At 63.7% G+C, this 14211-nt stretch carries 12 protein-coding genes; 4 read left to right on the top strand and 8 right to left on the bottom strand.

The genetic code is table 11. The features are described from left to right. Positions 1-388 precede the first annotated feature (388 nt). On the top strand, positions 389-1354 hold the full coding sequence (locus NCR39_RS26515; RefSeq protein WP_250455459.1) for a GNAT family N-acetyltransferase: 966 nt from the start codon (positions 389-391) through the stop codon (positions 1352-1354). A 68-nt stretch (positions 1355-1422) separates the two neighbouring features. Here NCR39_RS26515 and NCR39_RS26510 read toward each other — a convergent pair whose 3' ends face one another. Continuing rightward, positions 1423-2505, bottom strand: a complete 1083-nt coding sequence (locus NCR39_RS26510; RefSeq protein WP_250455457.1) for a hypothetical protein — start codon at positions 2503-2505, stop codon at positions 1423-1425. 91 nt (positions 2506-2596) lie between these two features. After that, a complete protein-coding gene (locus NCR39_RS26505; RefSeq protein WP_250455456.1) occupies positions 2597-3601 on the bottom strand; it encodes a glycoside hydrolase family protein in 1005 nt (334 codons plus the stop codon). Positions 3602-3723: 122 nt separating this feature from the next. Between NCR39_RS26505 and NCR39_RS26500 the strand changes: the two genes are divergently transcribed. Both NCR39_RS26500 and NCR39_RS26495 read left to right on the top strand, forming a co-directional pair. Further along, positions 3724-4278 carry a serine O-acetyltransferase gene (locus tag NCR39_RS26500; protein WP_250455454.1) on the top strand — a complete coding sequence of 185 codons (555 nt, stop codon included), beginning with the start codon at positions 3724-3726 and terminating at the stop codon, positions 4276-4278. 412 nt (positions 4279-4690) lie between these two features. Continuing rightward, positions 4691-5821, top strand: coding sequence for an MraY family glycosyltransferase (locus NCR39_RS26495; protein ID WP_250455452.1), 1131 nt, complete (start codon positions 4691-4693; stop codon positions 5819-5821). 18 nt (positions 5822-5839) lie between these two features. Here the strand turns inward: NCR39_RS26495 and NCR39_RS26490 are convergent, their stop codons facing one another. Beyond that, the gene (locus tag NCR39_RS26490; protein WP_250455449.1) at positions 5840-6859 is read right to left on the bottom strand and encodes a polysaccharide deacetylase family protein; all 1020 of its coding nucleotides are present in this window, start codon (positions 6857-6859) and stop codon (positions 5840-5842) included. A 166-nt stretch (positions 6860-7025) separates the two neighbouring features. On the opposite strand from NCR39_RS26490, the gene bluB reads away from it, so the two are divergent. After that, on the top strand, positions 7026-7697 hold the full coding sequence (bluB, locus tag NCR39_RS26485; RefSeq protein ID WP_250455447.1) for a 5,6-dimethylbenzimidazole synthase: 672 nt from the start codon (positions 7026-7028) through the stop codon (positions 7695-7697). 3 nt (positions 7698-7700) lie between these two features. On the opposite strand, the gene NCR39_RS26480 is transcribed toward bluB, so the two are convergent. The 5 genes from NCR39_RS26480 to fae all read right to left on the bottom strand — a co-directional run bounded on the left by NCR39_RS26480 (position 7701) and on the right by fae (position 14081). Next, positions 7701-8915 carry a YeeE/YedE family protein gene (locus NCR39_RS26480; protein WP_250455445.1) on the bottom strand — a complete coding sequence of 405 codons (1215 nt, stop codon included), beginning with the start codon at positions 8913-8915 and terminating at the stop codon, positions 7701-7703. 113 nt (positions 8916-9028) lie between these two features. Continuing rightward, on the bottom strand, positions 9029-10129 hold the full coding sequence (locus tag NCR39_RS26475) for a lipocalin-like domain-containing protein (RefSeq protein WP_250455444.1): 1101 nt from the start codon (positions 10127-10129) through the stop codon (positions 9029-9031). Beyond that, positions 10129-12690 (bottom strand): FtsX-like permease family protein, encoded by a 2562-nt coding sequence (locus NCR39_RS26470; RefSeq protein ID WP_250455442.1) that lies wholly within the window; start codon positions 12688-12690, stop codon positions 10129-10131. Before NCR39_RS26470 ends, NCR39_RS26475 begins: the two co-directional genes overlap by 1 nt. Continuing rightward, complete coding sequence (locus NCR39_RS26465) at positions 12687-13382, bottom strand: ABC transporter ATP-binding protein (protein ID WP_250455440.1); 696 nt, start codon at positions 13380-13382, stop codon at positions 12687-12689. Before NCR39_RS26465 ends, NCR39_RS26470 begins: the two co-directional genes overlap by 4 nt. A 165-nt stretch (positions 13383-13547) precedes the next feature. Continuing rightward, positions 13548-14081: a formaldehyde-activating enzyme gene (gene fae / locus NCR39_RS26460; RefSeq protein ID WP_250455438.1), complete on the bottom strand. Its 534-nt coding sequence runs from the start codon at positions 14079-14081 to the stop codon at positions 13548-13550. Positions 14082-14211: the final 130 nt, after the last annotated feature.

The following is a 14211-nucleotide window of genomic DNA, read 5'->3' as shown; positions in this document are numbered from 1 at the left end:
GTGCGATGCCGTACAGTGGTGCACTCGATTGCTCATTTACGCTCCAGTAAACCCTTGTAATAAGTCGCCCGACGTATTCTCTTGACATCGTCGAAAACACGCATCGCCTCTTCTGACTCACGCCGCCGACTCCGCGTCCGTCATTCCGTCGCGCCAGCCTTCGGACGCTGTCGACCCGCGTGCTAACGCCCGTGCTGAAGTTTTGCAGCGCACATTAAACGCATAGCGAACTGCATCATGAACCGAGTTGCGAGGGACAATGAATAACGAATGCTATTCAGCAGGCTCTTCAGCTGTTGCGACGAAACCCAAGCCCGCGAAAGGCAAACAGAATAAAGCCAAGGAAAATGTCAAGGTCGCCGTGACATGCGACGTGAAGCCGCAAGGATTGACTGCACGATCGATCTTTCATGAACCATGGTGGCTCGAAGCGGCAACCGACGGTAAATGGGACGTCGTCGAAGTCAGACAGGGCGATGAAGTCATCGGTGAAATGCCCTATATGCTGGAGCGAAAAGGCATATGGCGCATATCCGAATTGCCGTCGATCACGCGCACGCTCGGTCCCGTCATCAAGCCGCAACGCGCGGGCAGCAGCGAGCGCGAATGGTGTTACCGAATGGAGATTGCGAGTCAGCTCGTGGCGAAGCTGCCGTCTTGCGCGCACTTCCATCAATTGATGGACACGCGCATGTCGGAAGCCGAGGCCATTGCGTTCTCGCTGCATGGCTACGATGTTTCCATCGGCTATACGATGGAGCTTCCCCCGGACCGCACCGAAAGCGAAGCGTGGTCGGCGTTGCGCCGTAACACGCGCAACTGGGTGCGGCGCGCGACCGAGCGTCTGACGATACGGGAAATACAGAACGCCGATGCCTTCGTCGACTTCTACGACAGCAATCTCGCCGTTCGCAAACGCAATAACGTGTACGGCTCGAACATCATGCGGCGCGTGCTCGGCGAAGTGCGCACGCGCAACGCGGGCGTGATGCTCGGCGCGTTCGACGAAGACGGCGCGCTCGTTGCGGAGACCGCGCTCGTGTGGGACGACCGCGCGGTGTATTACCTGTTGTCCTCGCGCCGCGCGGATGCGCACGGCGGCGCCATCAGCCTGTTGATCTGGGAAGCCGCGCGGATCTCCCGCGAGCGCAAGCTGATCTTCGATCTCGACGGCATTTCCACCGCGACCATTCTCGACTTCCTGTCGGGCTTCGGCGGGCGGCTCGTGACGCGCTATGAAATCGAACGCATGCGCGCGGACTACGGCGCGCTGCGCACGGTGCTTCGTGGCGAGCGGATGGCGAGCAAGACGGGCGCGAAGCGCCTGCGCAAGACGCCTGCGGAAAAGACCTGAAACTCGCGTTCGTCATCGACGGTGCATGCTTCTGCCGTCGATGACGAAGCGCATCGCGCATCGCACAGCTAGCTGCCGATGAAATACGCGTACACGCCTTCGTAATAGCTCTTGATGACTTCGGCGGACAACACCAGCATTATTCCCACTACCCACCAGATCGAAAACGCGTTCCTGAAGCGGATCTGCGGCACGATGAACGCGAGCATCAACGGGATGCAATACCACACGCGCCCCTTGCCGAACGGAAACAGCAGGAACGCAAGCAGCAGATAGAGCACGAGCACGATATGCATCGTGCAAAGCTCGGTCCATACGGTGGATTTCGCGCCCGGCCTGTTCTTCCACTCCGAATAAAGGAACACGATCGATGCCGTCATGTAAATGACGAGCAGAATCACGAGCTTGATCGTGAAGTCGTCCTGATACCCCGAGTATTCGTCGATACGCCGGCCGCCGAAGTTCCTGAACAGAAATCCCGCCGATGAAACCAGCGCGAAAGCCATCGCGCCCGCGCTCGCGAACGCGAGCCGTCTGCGCTCGCCGCATAGCCGAATGGCGATGAGCAACAGCGCCGGTATCGCAAACGTCGTATGGATGAAGCACGCGAGGCTCCAGCCGGTGATGGGACGCCGGTATCGCAGCGTGACGAGCATCGCAATGCCGAACGCCATGCCTTGCCGAATCTGAAACGTGCCGACCGTTGCGAGCGCCATCGGTATGACGGCCCAGAGAACCAGGCCCAAGAGCGGGCGCCTGACTTCGAGCAGCGCGATGAAGATCAGCGCATTGAGCATGACCACCGTGATGCGAACGCCCGTTTCCGGCGTGAAGCCCAACGCATTCAAGCCGACCACCCACGCGCGCCAGCCGAATTCTTCCGTGACGGTACTGATGACGAATGAAAGCGTGGACGTGCGCTGCTTATATGAACTGACGAACCAGTCCCATGTCGTCCTGCGGAAATATTCGAGGTAATTGTCCTGGTCGAGCACGGTCGAGACGTGGCGCGGACTCGTCGCCATGATGATGAGAATGACAACCGCGAGCGTGATGAAGACCCAGCCGGCCGGCGTCGCAAGATAGTTCTGCGCACGATGCACGACACGCGAAGCCGATGCGCTTCGAACCTGCATCGCTCTTGCTCTCATCGAAGGAATCCTCGTTCAAGGTGGCACCGGAAAGCGTGGGGCGATGCGCGCGCCGAGTCTGTGCGCTGTCCCACAGCATGTGAGCGCTCGTCTAACGGATGAGGCGCAGGCCCGTCACGACGACAGCGGGACCGCGCTTGTCATAGTCCACGCTTTCAACCGAAGCGAGCCGCGAATCGACCCAAACGGGCGAATGGCTTTCAACGCGGCCTTTAACAATGAAGCCTTTCGTATCGAGACCTGAAACGCTGAAGGCATTATCGGTCGAACCTTCATCGCGATGACCGCTAATCGATATATCGACGCGCTTTGCAAGCGGCCCCGGCATTTCAGCAAGAAAAACGAGAATGCCGATCTTGCAATGGCGCGTGACAGGATCGACGATGCGGATATTCTCCAATACATCGCGATTCGAATTCGGCTCGATATCCAGCCCCGCCGACGGCGCGGTGCCGCCGATGTTCTCCCACACGCCGCGCTCGATCACGATATTCCTGCCGCTGATAATGGACACGCCCTGCCGCCGGCAATAGCTCGCATGATGATCCGCGATGCGAATATCTTCGGGCGCCACCTGCTGCGCGCGATAACTATTGGCGATATACACGCCGTCGCCCCAGCAGTTGATGGTCGTCGCCGATTTGATGCTCACGTTCGTGCTGCCCGCGATGGAAATGCCCATGCCGTAGCCCTCTTCGCGACGCTTCGGCTGCGCGGCATTCAGCTCCTTGCTGCCGTCGAGCGTGCCGCCTTCGAGCATCACGTTGGTCACGTCCCAGATGCGGATGATCTGATAAAACGGCGTGTCGTGCGCAAGCAGCTTGATGGACGCGCCGGGATCGAAACGAACGCGCGATCCGCTTCGCAAATCGAGTCCTTTCGCATCGATACGGCAACGTCCGCTGATGACGAGCGTCTTGCCGACAGACGCGTCGATCGCGGTCTGAAGCCGCGCGCGGTCGTTGCTCGTGCCGTCGCCCTTCACGCCGAACGTGCCGGCATTCACGGTATCCGCTGCATGAAGCGGCTTCGAAGCGAGGGTTTCCACCAGCGCGCCGAGCGCGATGAGCTTGAGCGCAATCCTTCTTTTTCGCATGACGCGGCGGGCTCCTTTGTGCGTCGTCTCGATACGTCGAATGAAATGTGAGTTCTCAAACTTATACGCGATCCGCGTCCCGTTACGCTACCGCGCAACGCACCTTCTTCGTTAGGTTACCGATGAAACCGCTTGATCTGATCAAGAGCGATCTCTACCGCTATGCCGGTTGCGCCGATACGGGCACGCTCGTTCGCAAGTTCATTTCCTCGGAAGGTTTCAACTATTCGGTGTGGTTTCGTCTCGCGTCGGCTACGCCGAACGGATTTCTTGGCGGACTCCTCAAGATCATTCTGCGCCGCAAGCAGCGCCAGTTCGGCATCATCATTCCGGCGGGCACGCAAGTGGGACCGGGACTCTTTATCGGGCATTTCGGCAATATCGTGATCAACGAGACCGCCGTTATAGGTGCGAACTGCAATCTCTCGCAAGGCGTGACCATCGGTTCCAACGACGGTAAAGCGGCCACCATTGGGGATAACGTTTATATCGGGCCGAATGTATGCATCGTCGAGCACGTGATAATCGGCGATTCAGTGACGATCGGCGCGGGCAGTGTCGTGACTTCGAATGTGCCGGCCAATGTGACGGTCGCGGGCGTGCCTGCGCGCATCGTGAGCGATGACCTCGCGCGCAATCGCGAAGGCCGATACGTGCTGCGCCGATGGATTGCATGACCAATACATGAGCATTGCGTAAAGGGGCGTCATCACGGCGACACATGCGGTGTCTGCCATCGCTCGAAAGCACAAAAGAAGGCTTATGAGAGCAGTCAATTCTTAGCCACTACGCGGCCTAGCCAACACTTCATCAACAAAAAAACGTGCCATTCAAAAGGCTTGTCGCGCGATGATATTCGGACTCCCAACGTGATTGGGATAAGCGGGATATCCCTGATTAATCATAAAAAAGACACCGGAATAAATAGGGTTATCGCGCGTTTTACGGGTTATGTATCCGTGTTTTGCTTCGACGCAGTGGCTTGATCGAAAGACTCGAGGGCCGAGTCATCGGCCCGCATGTTCGGCATTGGCTAATTAATTCTGATTCCGATCGACCGTCCGCGCTGTTGACCATGAGCACACGACAATGCTGAATCTCGCCCTCGGCTGCCTGACATCGTTTTGTCTGACACTTTGGATTGTGAAGTACACGAGCCATGCCGGTTCCCGCTGGCTCGACACGGATCTCACCGGGGTACAAAAGATGCACGCGGTGCCCGTGCCGCGTATCGGCGGCGTCGCGATCATGGGCGGAACGGGTATCACTTTCGTCGTGGGCGGCATCTTCGACGGCAATCCGCTCGGCGATGCCTTGCTGCTCTTCGGCTGCGCCGCGATACCGTTCGTCGCGGGATGCGTGGAAGACGTGACCAAGCGCGTGAGCCCGCGCATTCGGCTGCTCGCCGCGATGGCCGGCGCGATCTGCGCGGTCTATGTGTTGAACGCGGTGCTCGGCCGCGTGGACCTGCCTATCGTCGATCGCGGTCTCGCGCTCTTGCCGGTCGCCATCGGCCTGACGGTGCTCACGGTGTCGGGCCTGACCAACGCGATCAATCTGATCGACGGCATGAACGGCCTCGCATCGGTATCGGCCATCTTGATCTTCGGGTCGATCGGCTATGTCGCGCATCAGGTCGGCGACTGGCTCATCATGAGCGTGGCCCTGACGATGATCGGCACCATCCTCGGTTTCGCGGTATGGAACTATCCGGGCGCGGCGATCTTTCTCGGCGACGGCGGCGCGTATTTCATCGGCTTTCTCATGGCCGAACTGCTCGTGCTGCTCATTGCACGGCATCCGAACGTGTCCGCGTGGTATGCGGCCGTCGTGGCGATCTATCCGCTATTCGAAACCATCTTCTCGATTTACCGGCGCAAGTTCGTGCGCGGGCGGCCCGTCAGCGAGCCTGACGGCGTCCATCTGCATACGCTGATCTATCGCCGCATTGCGCTGCGCGGCGCCGATTATCGCGACTCGCGTCAGCGCAGCCGCCGCAACGCGCGAACGTCGCCTTATCTGTGGGCGTTGTGCGCGGTGGGCGTGGTGCCGGCTTCGTTCTTCTGGAATCAACCTGTCGTGCTGTTCGCAACGGACATCGTGTTCGTCGGCGCGTACGTGTGGGTCTACGCGTGCATCGTGCGCTTCAAGACGCCGCGCTTCCTGCTCGGCCATTCGTCGATCACGCCGCCGGCCACGTCGCAGGAAACGCGTCGTTGAAGGGGAAGAAGCGGCGCTTCAGAGCGTCGCTTCGATCGCGCTTGCCGCACGATCATTCGCGTGAAGACGTGCGCCGAGCGCGCACAGCTCTTCCATGTTCAGCGAGACGAAGCCGTAGCGCTCGCGAAGAAAGACATAATGCTCCGCGATGCGCGCGAGGAACGCGATGTTCCGCGCCGTATCGCGCCCGAAGTTATGCGGATGCCACCACAGGTGATAAAGCCGCTTGTGGACGGCGGCATACGTCATGGCGTCCCTGATTCGCTTGAGGCGCAAATCGTCGAGCATCGCGGCGCGGCGCTTGAACGGCCTCAGGAAACTGCTCGCCGGAAAATTGAACGGCATCGAGCGATAGCAGTCTTCGAGCGCATGCGTGTTGTGGCCGGACACGTTCACATAGGCATCGAGCAGGCGGCTCGCGCGCTTGAAGCGGCTCTGGCCCGCTTTGTCGGATGCCGCATAAGCGTGGCCGTGCTGCGTGCCGCGATAACAAAGAATCCCGAAGCGGCTCAGCACGGCGAGATACGCGTCGTTGCATTGATTGCGCGGAAACACGATGCTTTTCATCTCGATGCCCGCGCGCCGCGCCACGTCCACCGCGCATTCCAGGTCCGCTTCGAACTCGCGCACGCCCTGCCCTTCTTCGAGACAGTAATAGTGCGAATAGGTATGCGTGCCGATGGCCTGTCCCGGCGCTTCCTGAATGAGCGCGATCAACTCGGGCGCGAAGTGATAAAGCGGATCGAGGCTTTGCGCGGCATCGATATAGTCATACGGCGATATGCCCGGCCGTTCATAATGCGGACGCGCGCGCGGCATGCTGGCTTTGAGTTCGGCGATATCGCGATGAAACATGAAGCCCACGGTCGCCCACGTCGCGTGAATGCCGGCGTTGCGAAAGACATCCAGCATCTGAGGAATGGCGCGCCGCCCGCCGCGCAGATTCTCGCCATAGCTTTCGATGGTCCGCGTCTCCCGCACGCCCCAGAGCAGTTCGAAGTCCAGCGAGACGGTGAATACGCCGTGGTCGAATGTCATGTGTCGGCCTGATCGATGAAATGCGGACGGTGCCTGTTCCGAACGGCATCGGCTATGTTCGCTCATTTTCGTGCACGCGATGGTGGGCTAGCGCACCGTATGCCGCGTATCGGCGTGAGCGCGCTGTGCACGGCCGCGCGATGCGGATACAGTGGCGCTACCGCGCATGTCACGCCTATCGACGATGAACGACACCTTCAACAGCTTCACCGATTCCGAACGCAACGCCGTCTATCGCGCCATCGCGCAACGCCGCGACATGCGGCACTTCGCAAGCGATCCCATCGCGCCGGACGTCATGCAGCGGCTCATCGACGCTGCGCTGCACGCGCCGAGCGTCGGCTTCATGCAGCCGTGGCGCATCGTGCGGATCACGAGCAAGGACGTTCGCGCGCAGCTTCATGCGGCGGTGGAGCGCGAACGGATGCTCACCGCCGACGCGCTCGGCGAGCGCCGCGATGCGTTCATGAAACTGAAGGTGGAAGGCATGCGCGAATGCGCGGAAGTGCTCGTGATGGCGCTGATGGATGGCCGCGAGCATCACGTCTTCGGCCGCCGAACGTTGCCGGAGATGGACCTCGCGTCCGTGGCCTGCGCCATTCAGAACATGTGGCTCGCGGCGCGCGCGGAAGGCATCGGCATGGGATGGGTGTCGCTATTCGATCCGCGCGAGATCGCCGAACTGCTCGCCATGCCGCCGGGCGCGCGGCCGGTCGCGATTCTTTGCATCGGGCACGTCGAGCGTTTCTATGACGCGCCGATGCTCGAAACGGAAGGCTGGGCGAAGCGCCGGCCACCGGAAGAATGCGTCTTCGAAAACCGGTGGCCGACGAAGTGAGCGTCAGCAGGCCGTGGGCTTGAGGCGCTCCACTTCGAGCCCGAACATCGGACGCAGCCGCGTGCCCAGCACGTTGCCGAAGAAGGCGACGACGAGCCACAGCCAGCCGTGCAGACTGCCCGACACGATGCCGCTGAAATACGCGCCGATGTTGCATCCGTAGGCGAGCCGCGCGCCGTAGCCGAGCAGCAGACCGCCGACGATCGCCGCGACGAGCGAGCGCATCGGCACGCGCCATACCGGCGCATAGCGGCCCGCGAGCGCGGCGGCGAGCATCGCGCCGAGCACGATGCCGATGTCCATCACCGAAGTCACGTCACGCGAGATCGGCGCGGCGAGCGTGGCCGCGTTCGGCTTGCTCATCCAGTACGGCCAGCTTGCAACGTCGATGCCCATTGCCGATGCCGCCTTCGCGCCCCACAACGCAAACGCGGACGTCACGCCCCACGGCCGCCCGGACAACGCAAGCGTCGCGAAGTTGAGCACGGCGAGCGCGAGCGCGCCGGCGAGAAGCGGCCACGGCCCGTGCAGCCACGGGGACGTATGCGCGGGCTGAACATGCGCCGCGACGAGCTTGCCGTGCCGGCGCTTTTCGACGAACACGGTCAACGCCGCGATCAGCGCGAAGACGATCCAGTTGAGCGCGAGCGCGGGCGCGAGTCCCATCGACTTGACGAGCGAGACGGGTTTCAGCGAAGGCAACGCGGTCCAGAACGGCATGTGCGCGGTCGCGATCACGGAGCCGAGAATGAACGCGGCGAGCGTGACGATCATGCGCGTGCTGCCGCCGCCGACGGTATAAAGCGTGCCGGACGCGCATCCGCCGCCCAATTGCATGCCGATGCCGAACATGAACGCGCCGACGATCACGGACGTCCCCGCCGGCGACACGAGTCCGGTCACCGGCGTGCCGAACAGCGAGCCTGCCGCGAGCGCGGGGAAGAACAGCGCGACGCCCACCGCGAGCATCAGCATTTGCGCGCGCAGCCCGGCGCCGCGGCCATCGGCGATAAACACACGCCACGCGGACGTGAAGCCGAACGCCGCGTGATACAGCGCGACGCCGAGCAGCGCCCCGACGACATACAGCGCCGCCTGACGCACGCTCGCGGTTTGCGCGAGATACAGCGCGCCCGCGACGATCAAGAGCGCGGCGACACCGAGCGGCTTCGGGTTGAGGTCGCTGCGGCGAGGTAGAGAGGTGGCGAAATCGGACATGAGTTTTCTGCTTTTCGGGGTTTTGGGTTAACCCCGATATTGTCCGGTTTTTGAGAGAAGCTTGCTGACGGACGCGCGGGGCGCCTCTTCGGGGAGCATCGGGCGTTCCGCGCTTACCGCTTGCCCGCTTCGATCGCCTTCGCGTAGCCCGTCAGTTCCAGATATCCGCGACCGTGCTGGCCGGCGCTCTGCGCATCGCCCGTCACCGTGACCGCGCCTTCCCAATACAGCGCGCCGGTCGATTCGCGCGAATCCAGTTCCTGATCGTCGATGAGCGGAGCCAGCCGCCAGCGCATGCCGCCGACGCGCACGGTCATCGCGACCGGATACGCCGTGTTCGTGCGCGGCGAGCGCCACTCGCGCTCCGGCGTGAATTCGACATCGCCCGGGCCGTATTGCGTCGTGCGGCCATCGCGCGTGCGCAGCGCGGCGTGCGCCCAGATCGCGCGGCCGTCGCGTGAGCGGACCTTGAACGCCATCAGCGCGGAGCCGTCGTCGAGATTCGCGCCGAGCCAGTCCCAGCCCGCCGCATCCGCCGACAGCAGCGTGCTCGACCACTCGTGATCGAGCCACGCGCTGCCGGCCACATCGACCGTTTCGCCTTTCCCCGACGCCGACGGCCGCGTCACCTTCCCGCTCACCTGCAATTGCGGCTCGCTGTAGTAATAGCTCGCCTGCTGCGGCTGCGGACCCTTGCGCGAATAGCCACGCTCGCCCTGAATCATCGGCGGCTGCGTCGGCGCGAGGACGAGATGGAGCGCGAAACCGGCGGCATCGGCATCGACGGCGTAGCGGCCATCGGCTTCGCGGACCATGCGCCAGGCATCGAGCTTGACGTCGGTATTGCCGGTGTTCGCGTAGGCCAGCCCGAAGCCCTGCCGCGCGATGTTCTGATCGTGCACGAGCCGGCCATACGCGGGATCCGACAATGCCGCGTGGGCGACGATCAGCTGCGACGGATCGAACGCGCCCGCGCCGTTGCCCTTGCCGGTATTCGAGCGAAAAAACGTGATCTGGAAACCGAGCGGCTTGTGGTCCGGCGTTTCCAGCCAGCCGGTCGCGTACCACCATTCCGTGCGATACGCCGGATGCGCGCCGCTGTCCTGCGGCCAGTCGATCGCGCGCCCCGGCGCGACCGCCGCGAACTGCGGCTCGGCGGCGAATGCCGTCGCCATCGAAACGAGCGACATCAGCATGACGACGAACGCGCGCATCACCAGTCCTCCCGCACGGCGCGCACCGCATCGACGGAGACCGCGCGCCGCCCCGCCAGCACCGCCGTCGTGCAGGACGAGACGAGCATCACGCAGCCGATGACGAGCAGCAACGTCCACGGAATGTGCAGCGACATCGTCCAGTGGAAGGATTGCGGATTCACGATGAAAACGAGGATCAGGCTGATCGCGAATCCGAGCACGCAGCCCATCGCGATACCGAGCATCGTCAGCAGGCCGCCTTCGGATGCGAGCAGCGCGAGAATCTGCTTTTTCGTCACGCCGACATGCCGCAGCATGCCGAACTCCCGCGAGCGCGCGAGCGTCTGCACCGAAAACGTCGCGGCCACGCCGAAGAGACCGATGACGATCGCCACCGCTTCCAGCAAGTACGTGACCGCGAAGCTGCGATCGAAGATGGTCAGCGTGCGCGCGCGGATATCGCCGGGCTGCGAGAATTCGAGCGCATCGCCGAAGGGCAACTGCTTCAACGCCGCGATGACCTGTCCCGCCGATGCGCCCGCGCGCAACGTGATGGCGGCATCGGTCGCGCCCATGTCGCCCGTCAGCCGCCGATAGTCCGACAGCCGAATCTGCAGCGCGCCCGTCTGCCGCACGTAATCGCGCCAGATGCCCGCGACGACGAAGTGCTCGCCCGCGCCGCCGATCGGCAGCGTGAGCCGTTGCCCCGTGCGATAGCCGTAGAGATCGGCCATCGCCTCGGACGCCCACACGGGCGTTTCGTCCGCGCTCCACGCTTCGGGCGGCAGCGTCGCGCCGGTCATCTGGAGCATCGCGCCGGGATCCGCGCCGTCGATCTCGCGGGCGATCAGCGCGACGGGCGGCTTCGATGCATCGAGCGTCACCTGCGATGCACGCGAGAACGCCGCATGCGCGACGCCCTTCGTCGCCACGATCCGCGCCTGCTGGTCCGGCGTGAGGCCGCCCGTGTCGCCGCTCGCGGCCACGCGCGCGTAGACGTCGGCGGAAAGGAGATGCTCCAGCCAGTCCTCGACCGACACGCGAAAGCTCGCCACCATGATCGCCATCGCGACGATCAGCGTGAAGCTCGACAGCACGCCGCCCATGGCGATCGACGCCTGCCCCGGCGCGTTCGCGAGCCGCGCGAGCGCGAGCGTGGCGACGGCGCTTCGGCCGCGCTCGCGGCGCAGCCACGCGTAGCTCGCGCTCGCCGCGCCGAACACGATGGCCGTGAGACGCGGCATCAGCGCGATCCCGCCGATCAGCAACAGCGCGACGGACGCGTAACCGGCGAAGGGCGCATCGTCGATGGGCGGCGACTGCGTGAGCGCGGCGCCGGCGGCGAGACAGAAAAGCGCGGGCCACGGCGTCGACAGCGGCGAGAGCGCGGCTTCCTCGCTGCCCGCCTTCAACGCGGGCGCGGGCCGCGCGCGGGCCGCTTCGAACGCGGGAACGAGCGTGCCCGCGAGCGCCACGCCGATGCCGAGCGCGAGAAAGACCGCCGTCGATATCGGCTCGAATCGCACGCGCGGCTGCACGCCGGGGAAGTATCCGCCGCCGAGATCGCTGCCGAAAAAGCGCAACGCGATGGCCGCGACCGCGAAGCCGAGCGCGATGCCGAGCACCGCGCCCGCCACGCCGAGCAGCGCGCCTTCGGACAGGATCTGGCGCACGAGATGCCCGCGCGTCATGCCGAGCACGCGCAGCATCGCGAATTGCGCGCGGCGGCGCACGACGCCCGCGGCCTGCGTCGAAAAGACGAGAAACGCGCCCGTGAACAGCGCGACGAGCGCCAGCACGTTCATATTGATGCGATACGCGCGCGAGAGCCGGTCCGTGCGGCTTTCGGTGTCGCGCGTCTCGGCCACGACGATGCGCGCGCCGAGTTCGTCCTGCAACGCGCGCCGGAACGCTTCGCGATCGACGCCGCGCGCGAGTTGCAGATCGATGCGCGTCAGTCTGCCCTGCATGCCGAAACGCGATTGCACGGCGGCAATATCCATCACGCCGATGCGCTGCCCCGGCAACGCCCGCACGACGCCGCCCGCCACGCGCAGCGGCACCGGCGACGTGCCGTTCTGCAATTCGACCTGCAAGCCGACGCCCGTGTGCAGCCATTGCTGCGCGGCGGGCGAGAGAAAGATCGCATCGTCGGATAACACGTCGAGCGGCGCTTGCGGCGACGGCACGCCGGTCAGATCGGGCGCGATGCGCTTCGCGCGAAACACGTCGATGCCGAGCACCTTGAGCGGCGCAGTCTGCTTCGGCACGGCGACATCCACTTCGAGCACGGGACTCGCCACCGCGACGCCCGCGCGCATCGCGAGCATCGGATAAAGACGTTCGTCGATGAACGGCTGCACGCCGCGCACCTGAAGATCGGCCTGGCCGGAGAGACTGCGCGCGGCGGCGGAGAATTCGTTGAACGCGGCGCTGTTGATGAGCTGCACCGCATAGCCCAAGCCGACGCCGAGCGCGATCGTCACGATGGCGACGAGCGCGCGTCCGCGATGACTGCGCCATTGCGCGCCGAGCAGCCAGCGCGACAGCATCCGATGAGCGGCGACGCGCGCCGTCATCGTGCGCGCGCTTCGTTGAACGCGGCAAGCGATGCCGCTTCGTGCAGCGTGCCGTCCGCGAGAATCAGCACGCGGTCCGCGAACGCGGCTGCCGCTTCCGAATGCGTGACCATGATCGCGGCCGCGCCGGTCGCCTTCGTTTCGGCGCGCAAGAGGCCGAGGATTTCGTGCGCGGTTTGCGGATCGAGATTGCCGGTGGGTTCGTCGGCGAGGATGAGGCGCGGCCGATGCACCAGCGCCCGCGCAATCGCCACGCGCTGCAGTTCGCCGCCCGAAAGCTGACGCGGCAGATCGTCCTGACGATTGAAAAGGCCCACGGCGGCGAGCATGCCGTGCGCGGGCGTGATCGGCAGGCCATTGAGCAGAAGCGGCACGGCCACGTTCTGCACGAGCGTCAGATGCGGCAGCACGTGAAACGCCTGGAACACGAAGCCGAGTTTCTCGCGACGCGTCTTCGTGGCGGCTTCGTCGCTCAACATGGAGATGGACACGCCGTCGATCAGGATTTCGCCGCCGTCGGGAGCGTCGAGGCCGGCGATGAGATTGAGCAGCGTGGACTTGCCGACGCCCGAATCGCCCATGATCGCAATGAACTCGCTCGATCCGAGCGTGAAGTCCAGACCCGCGAGGATGGTTCTGCCAGGACCAAAGGTCTTATGAAGGCGGCGGCATTCCAGGGCGGGGCGGGTCATAGGCAGGCGCGTTCCGGTGTCCTCGGGGTGATGCCTATTATGCCTAGGTGTTTTGTCTATTGTTTCGTCTGTTGTTTCCTCGGACGTAGCGAGTCCGGTCCATTCGCCGGAAGCGAACGGCCGTGTGTTTTCCAATATTTTAGTTAGGATTCCGTTGCTTCCGCATCAGCTCCAGTCGTCCATATCGTGCTTCACGCTATGCCGATTCGCGATCAACGTCTCCACACTCGGCTCATTGTTCATCGCGCGCTGAATGGCGAGCTTCGTCGCTTCGTAGTTCGTGCGATACATGTCCTTCTTGTCGAGATTCGCATCCGTCACGCAGCGCGGATCGATCCACACGAGGCTGATGATGCACAGCTCGTTCGCCTGATCCTTCGGCAGGATGCCTTCGATAAGACAATCGACGATGGCATCCGCCGTTGCGGACTGCACCACGCCGCCGAAGAGGTCGATGGTCGCCATGTCCTTCAGCGTGACCTTCGGGACGATCATCGTCGCGGGCCGGACCATCTGATTGCACGCGCGGATGGCGAACATCGCGGTATGGCCTTTCGACTGCGCCATCATGTTCGCGAACGCATGGCCGACCGGCCCGTCGACGCGGCCGATCAGGATTTCGGGCATCGCGTCGGTGGCCTGGCCGGGCGCGGCGAAGACGGTCGCTTCGCCGGCGCGGAAGGTGAGATCGTGGGACATGGGTGTGGCTCCTCGGGTTCGTCAGATCAAACCGGGAAGCCAAGGCAAGGACGATGCCATACGTGAAACGACCGTGAAAGGCACGATGCTGAGCCGCGCGCGTGACACTTTGTTCTGCACAGTGCGTCGT

This window comes from Caballeronia sp. ATUFL_M2_KS44, assembly GCF_023630965.1.
Classification (GTDB): Bacteria; Pseudomonadota; Gammaproteobacteria; order Burkholderiales; family Burkholderiaceae; genus Caballeronia; species Caballeronia concitans.
This window is presented reverse-complemented; position numbering and strand designations above follow the sequence as displayed.

Bases quoted from the DNA above. Each gene is read 5' to 3' on its own strand.
- NCR39_RS26510 (WP_250455457.1), bottom strand. From the start codon at position 2,505: ATGAGAGCAAGAGCGATGCAGGTTCGAAGCGCATCGGCTTCGCGTGTC.
- NCR39_RS26505 (WP_250455456.1), bottom strand. From the start codon at position 3,601: ATGCGAAAAAGAAGGATTGCGCTCAAGCTCATCGCGCTCGGCGCGCTG.
- NCR39_RS26500 (WP_250455454.1), top strand. From the start codon at position 3,724: ATGAAACCGCTTGATCTGATCAAGAGCGATCTCTACCGCTATGCCGGT.
- NCR39_RS26495 (WP_250455452.1), top strand. From the start codon at position 4,691: ATGCTGAATCTCGCCCTCGGCTGCCTGACATCGTTTTGTCTGACACTT.
- NCR39_RS26490 (WP_250455449.1), bottom strand. From the start codon at position 6,859: ATGACATTCGACCACGGCGTATTCACCGTCTCGCTGGACTTCGAACTG.
- bluB (WP_250455447.1), top strand. From the start codon at position 7,026: ATGTCACGCCTATCGACGATGAACGACACCTTCAACAGCTTCACCGAT.
- NCR39_RS26480 (WP_250455445.1), bottom strand. From the start codon at position 8,915: ATGTCCGATTTCGCCACCTCTCTACCTCGCCGCAGCGACCTCAACCCG.
- NCR39_RS26475 (WP_250455444.1), bottom strand. From the start codon at position 10,129: ATGCGCGCGTTCGTCGTCATGCTGATGTCGCTCGTTTCGATGGCGACG.
- NCR39_RS26470 (WP_250455442.1), bottom strand. From the start codon at position 12,690: ATGACGGCGCGCGTCGCCGCTCATCGGATGCTGTCGCGCTGGCTGCTC.
- NCR39_RS26465 (WP_250455440.1), bottom strand. From the start codon at position 13,382: ATGACCCGCCCCGCCCTGGAATGCCGCCGCCTTCATAAGACCTTTGGT.
- fae (WP_250455438.1), bottom strand. From the start codon at position 14,081: ATGTCCCACGATCTCACCTTCCGCGCCGGCGAAGCGACCGTCTTCGCC.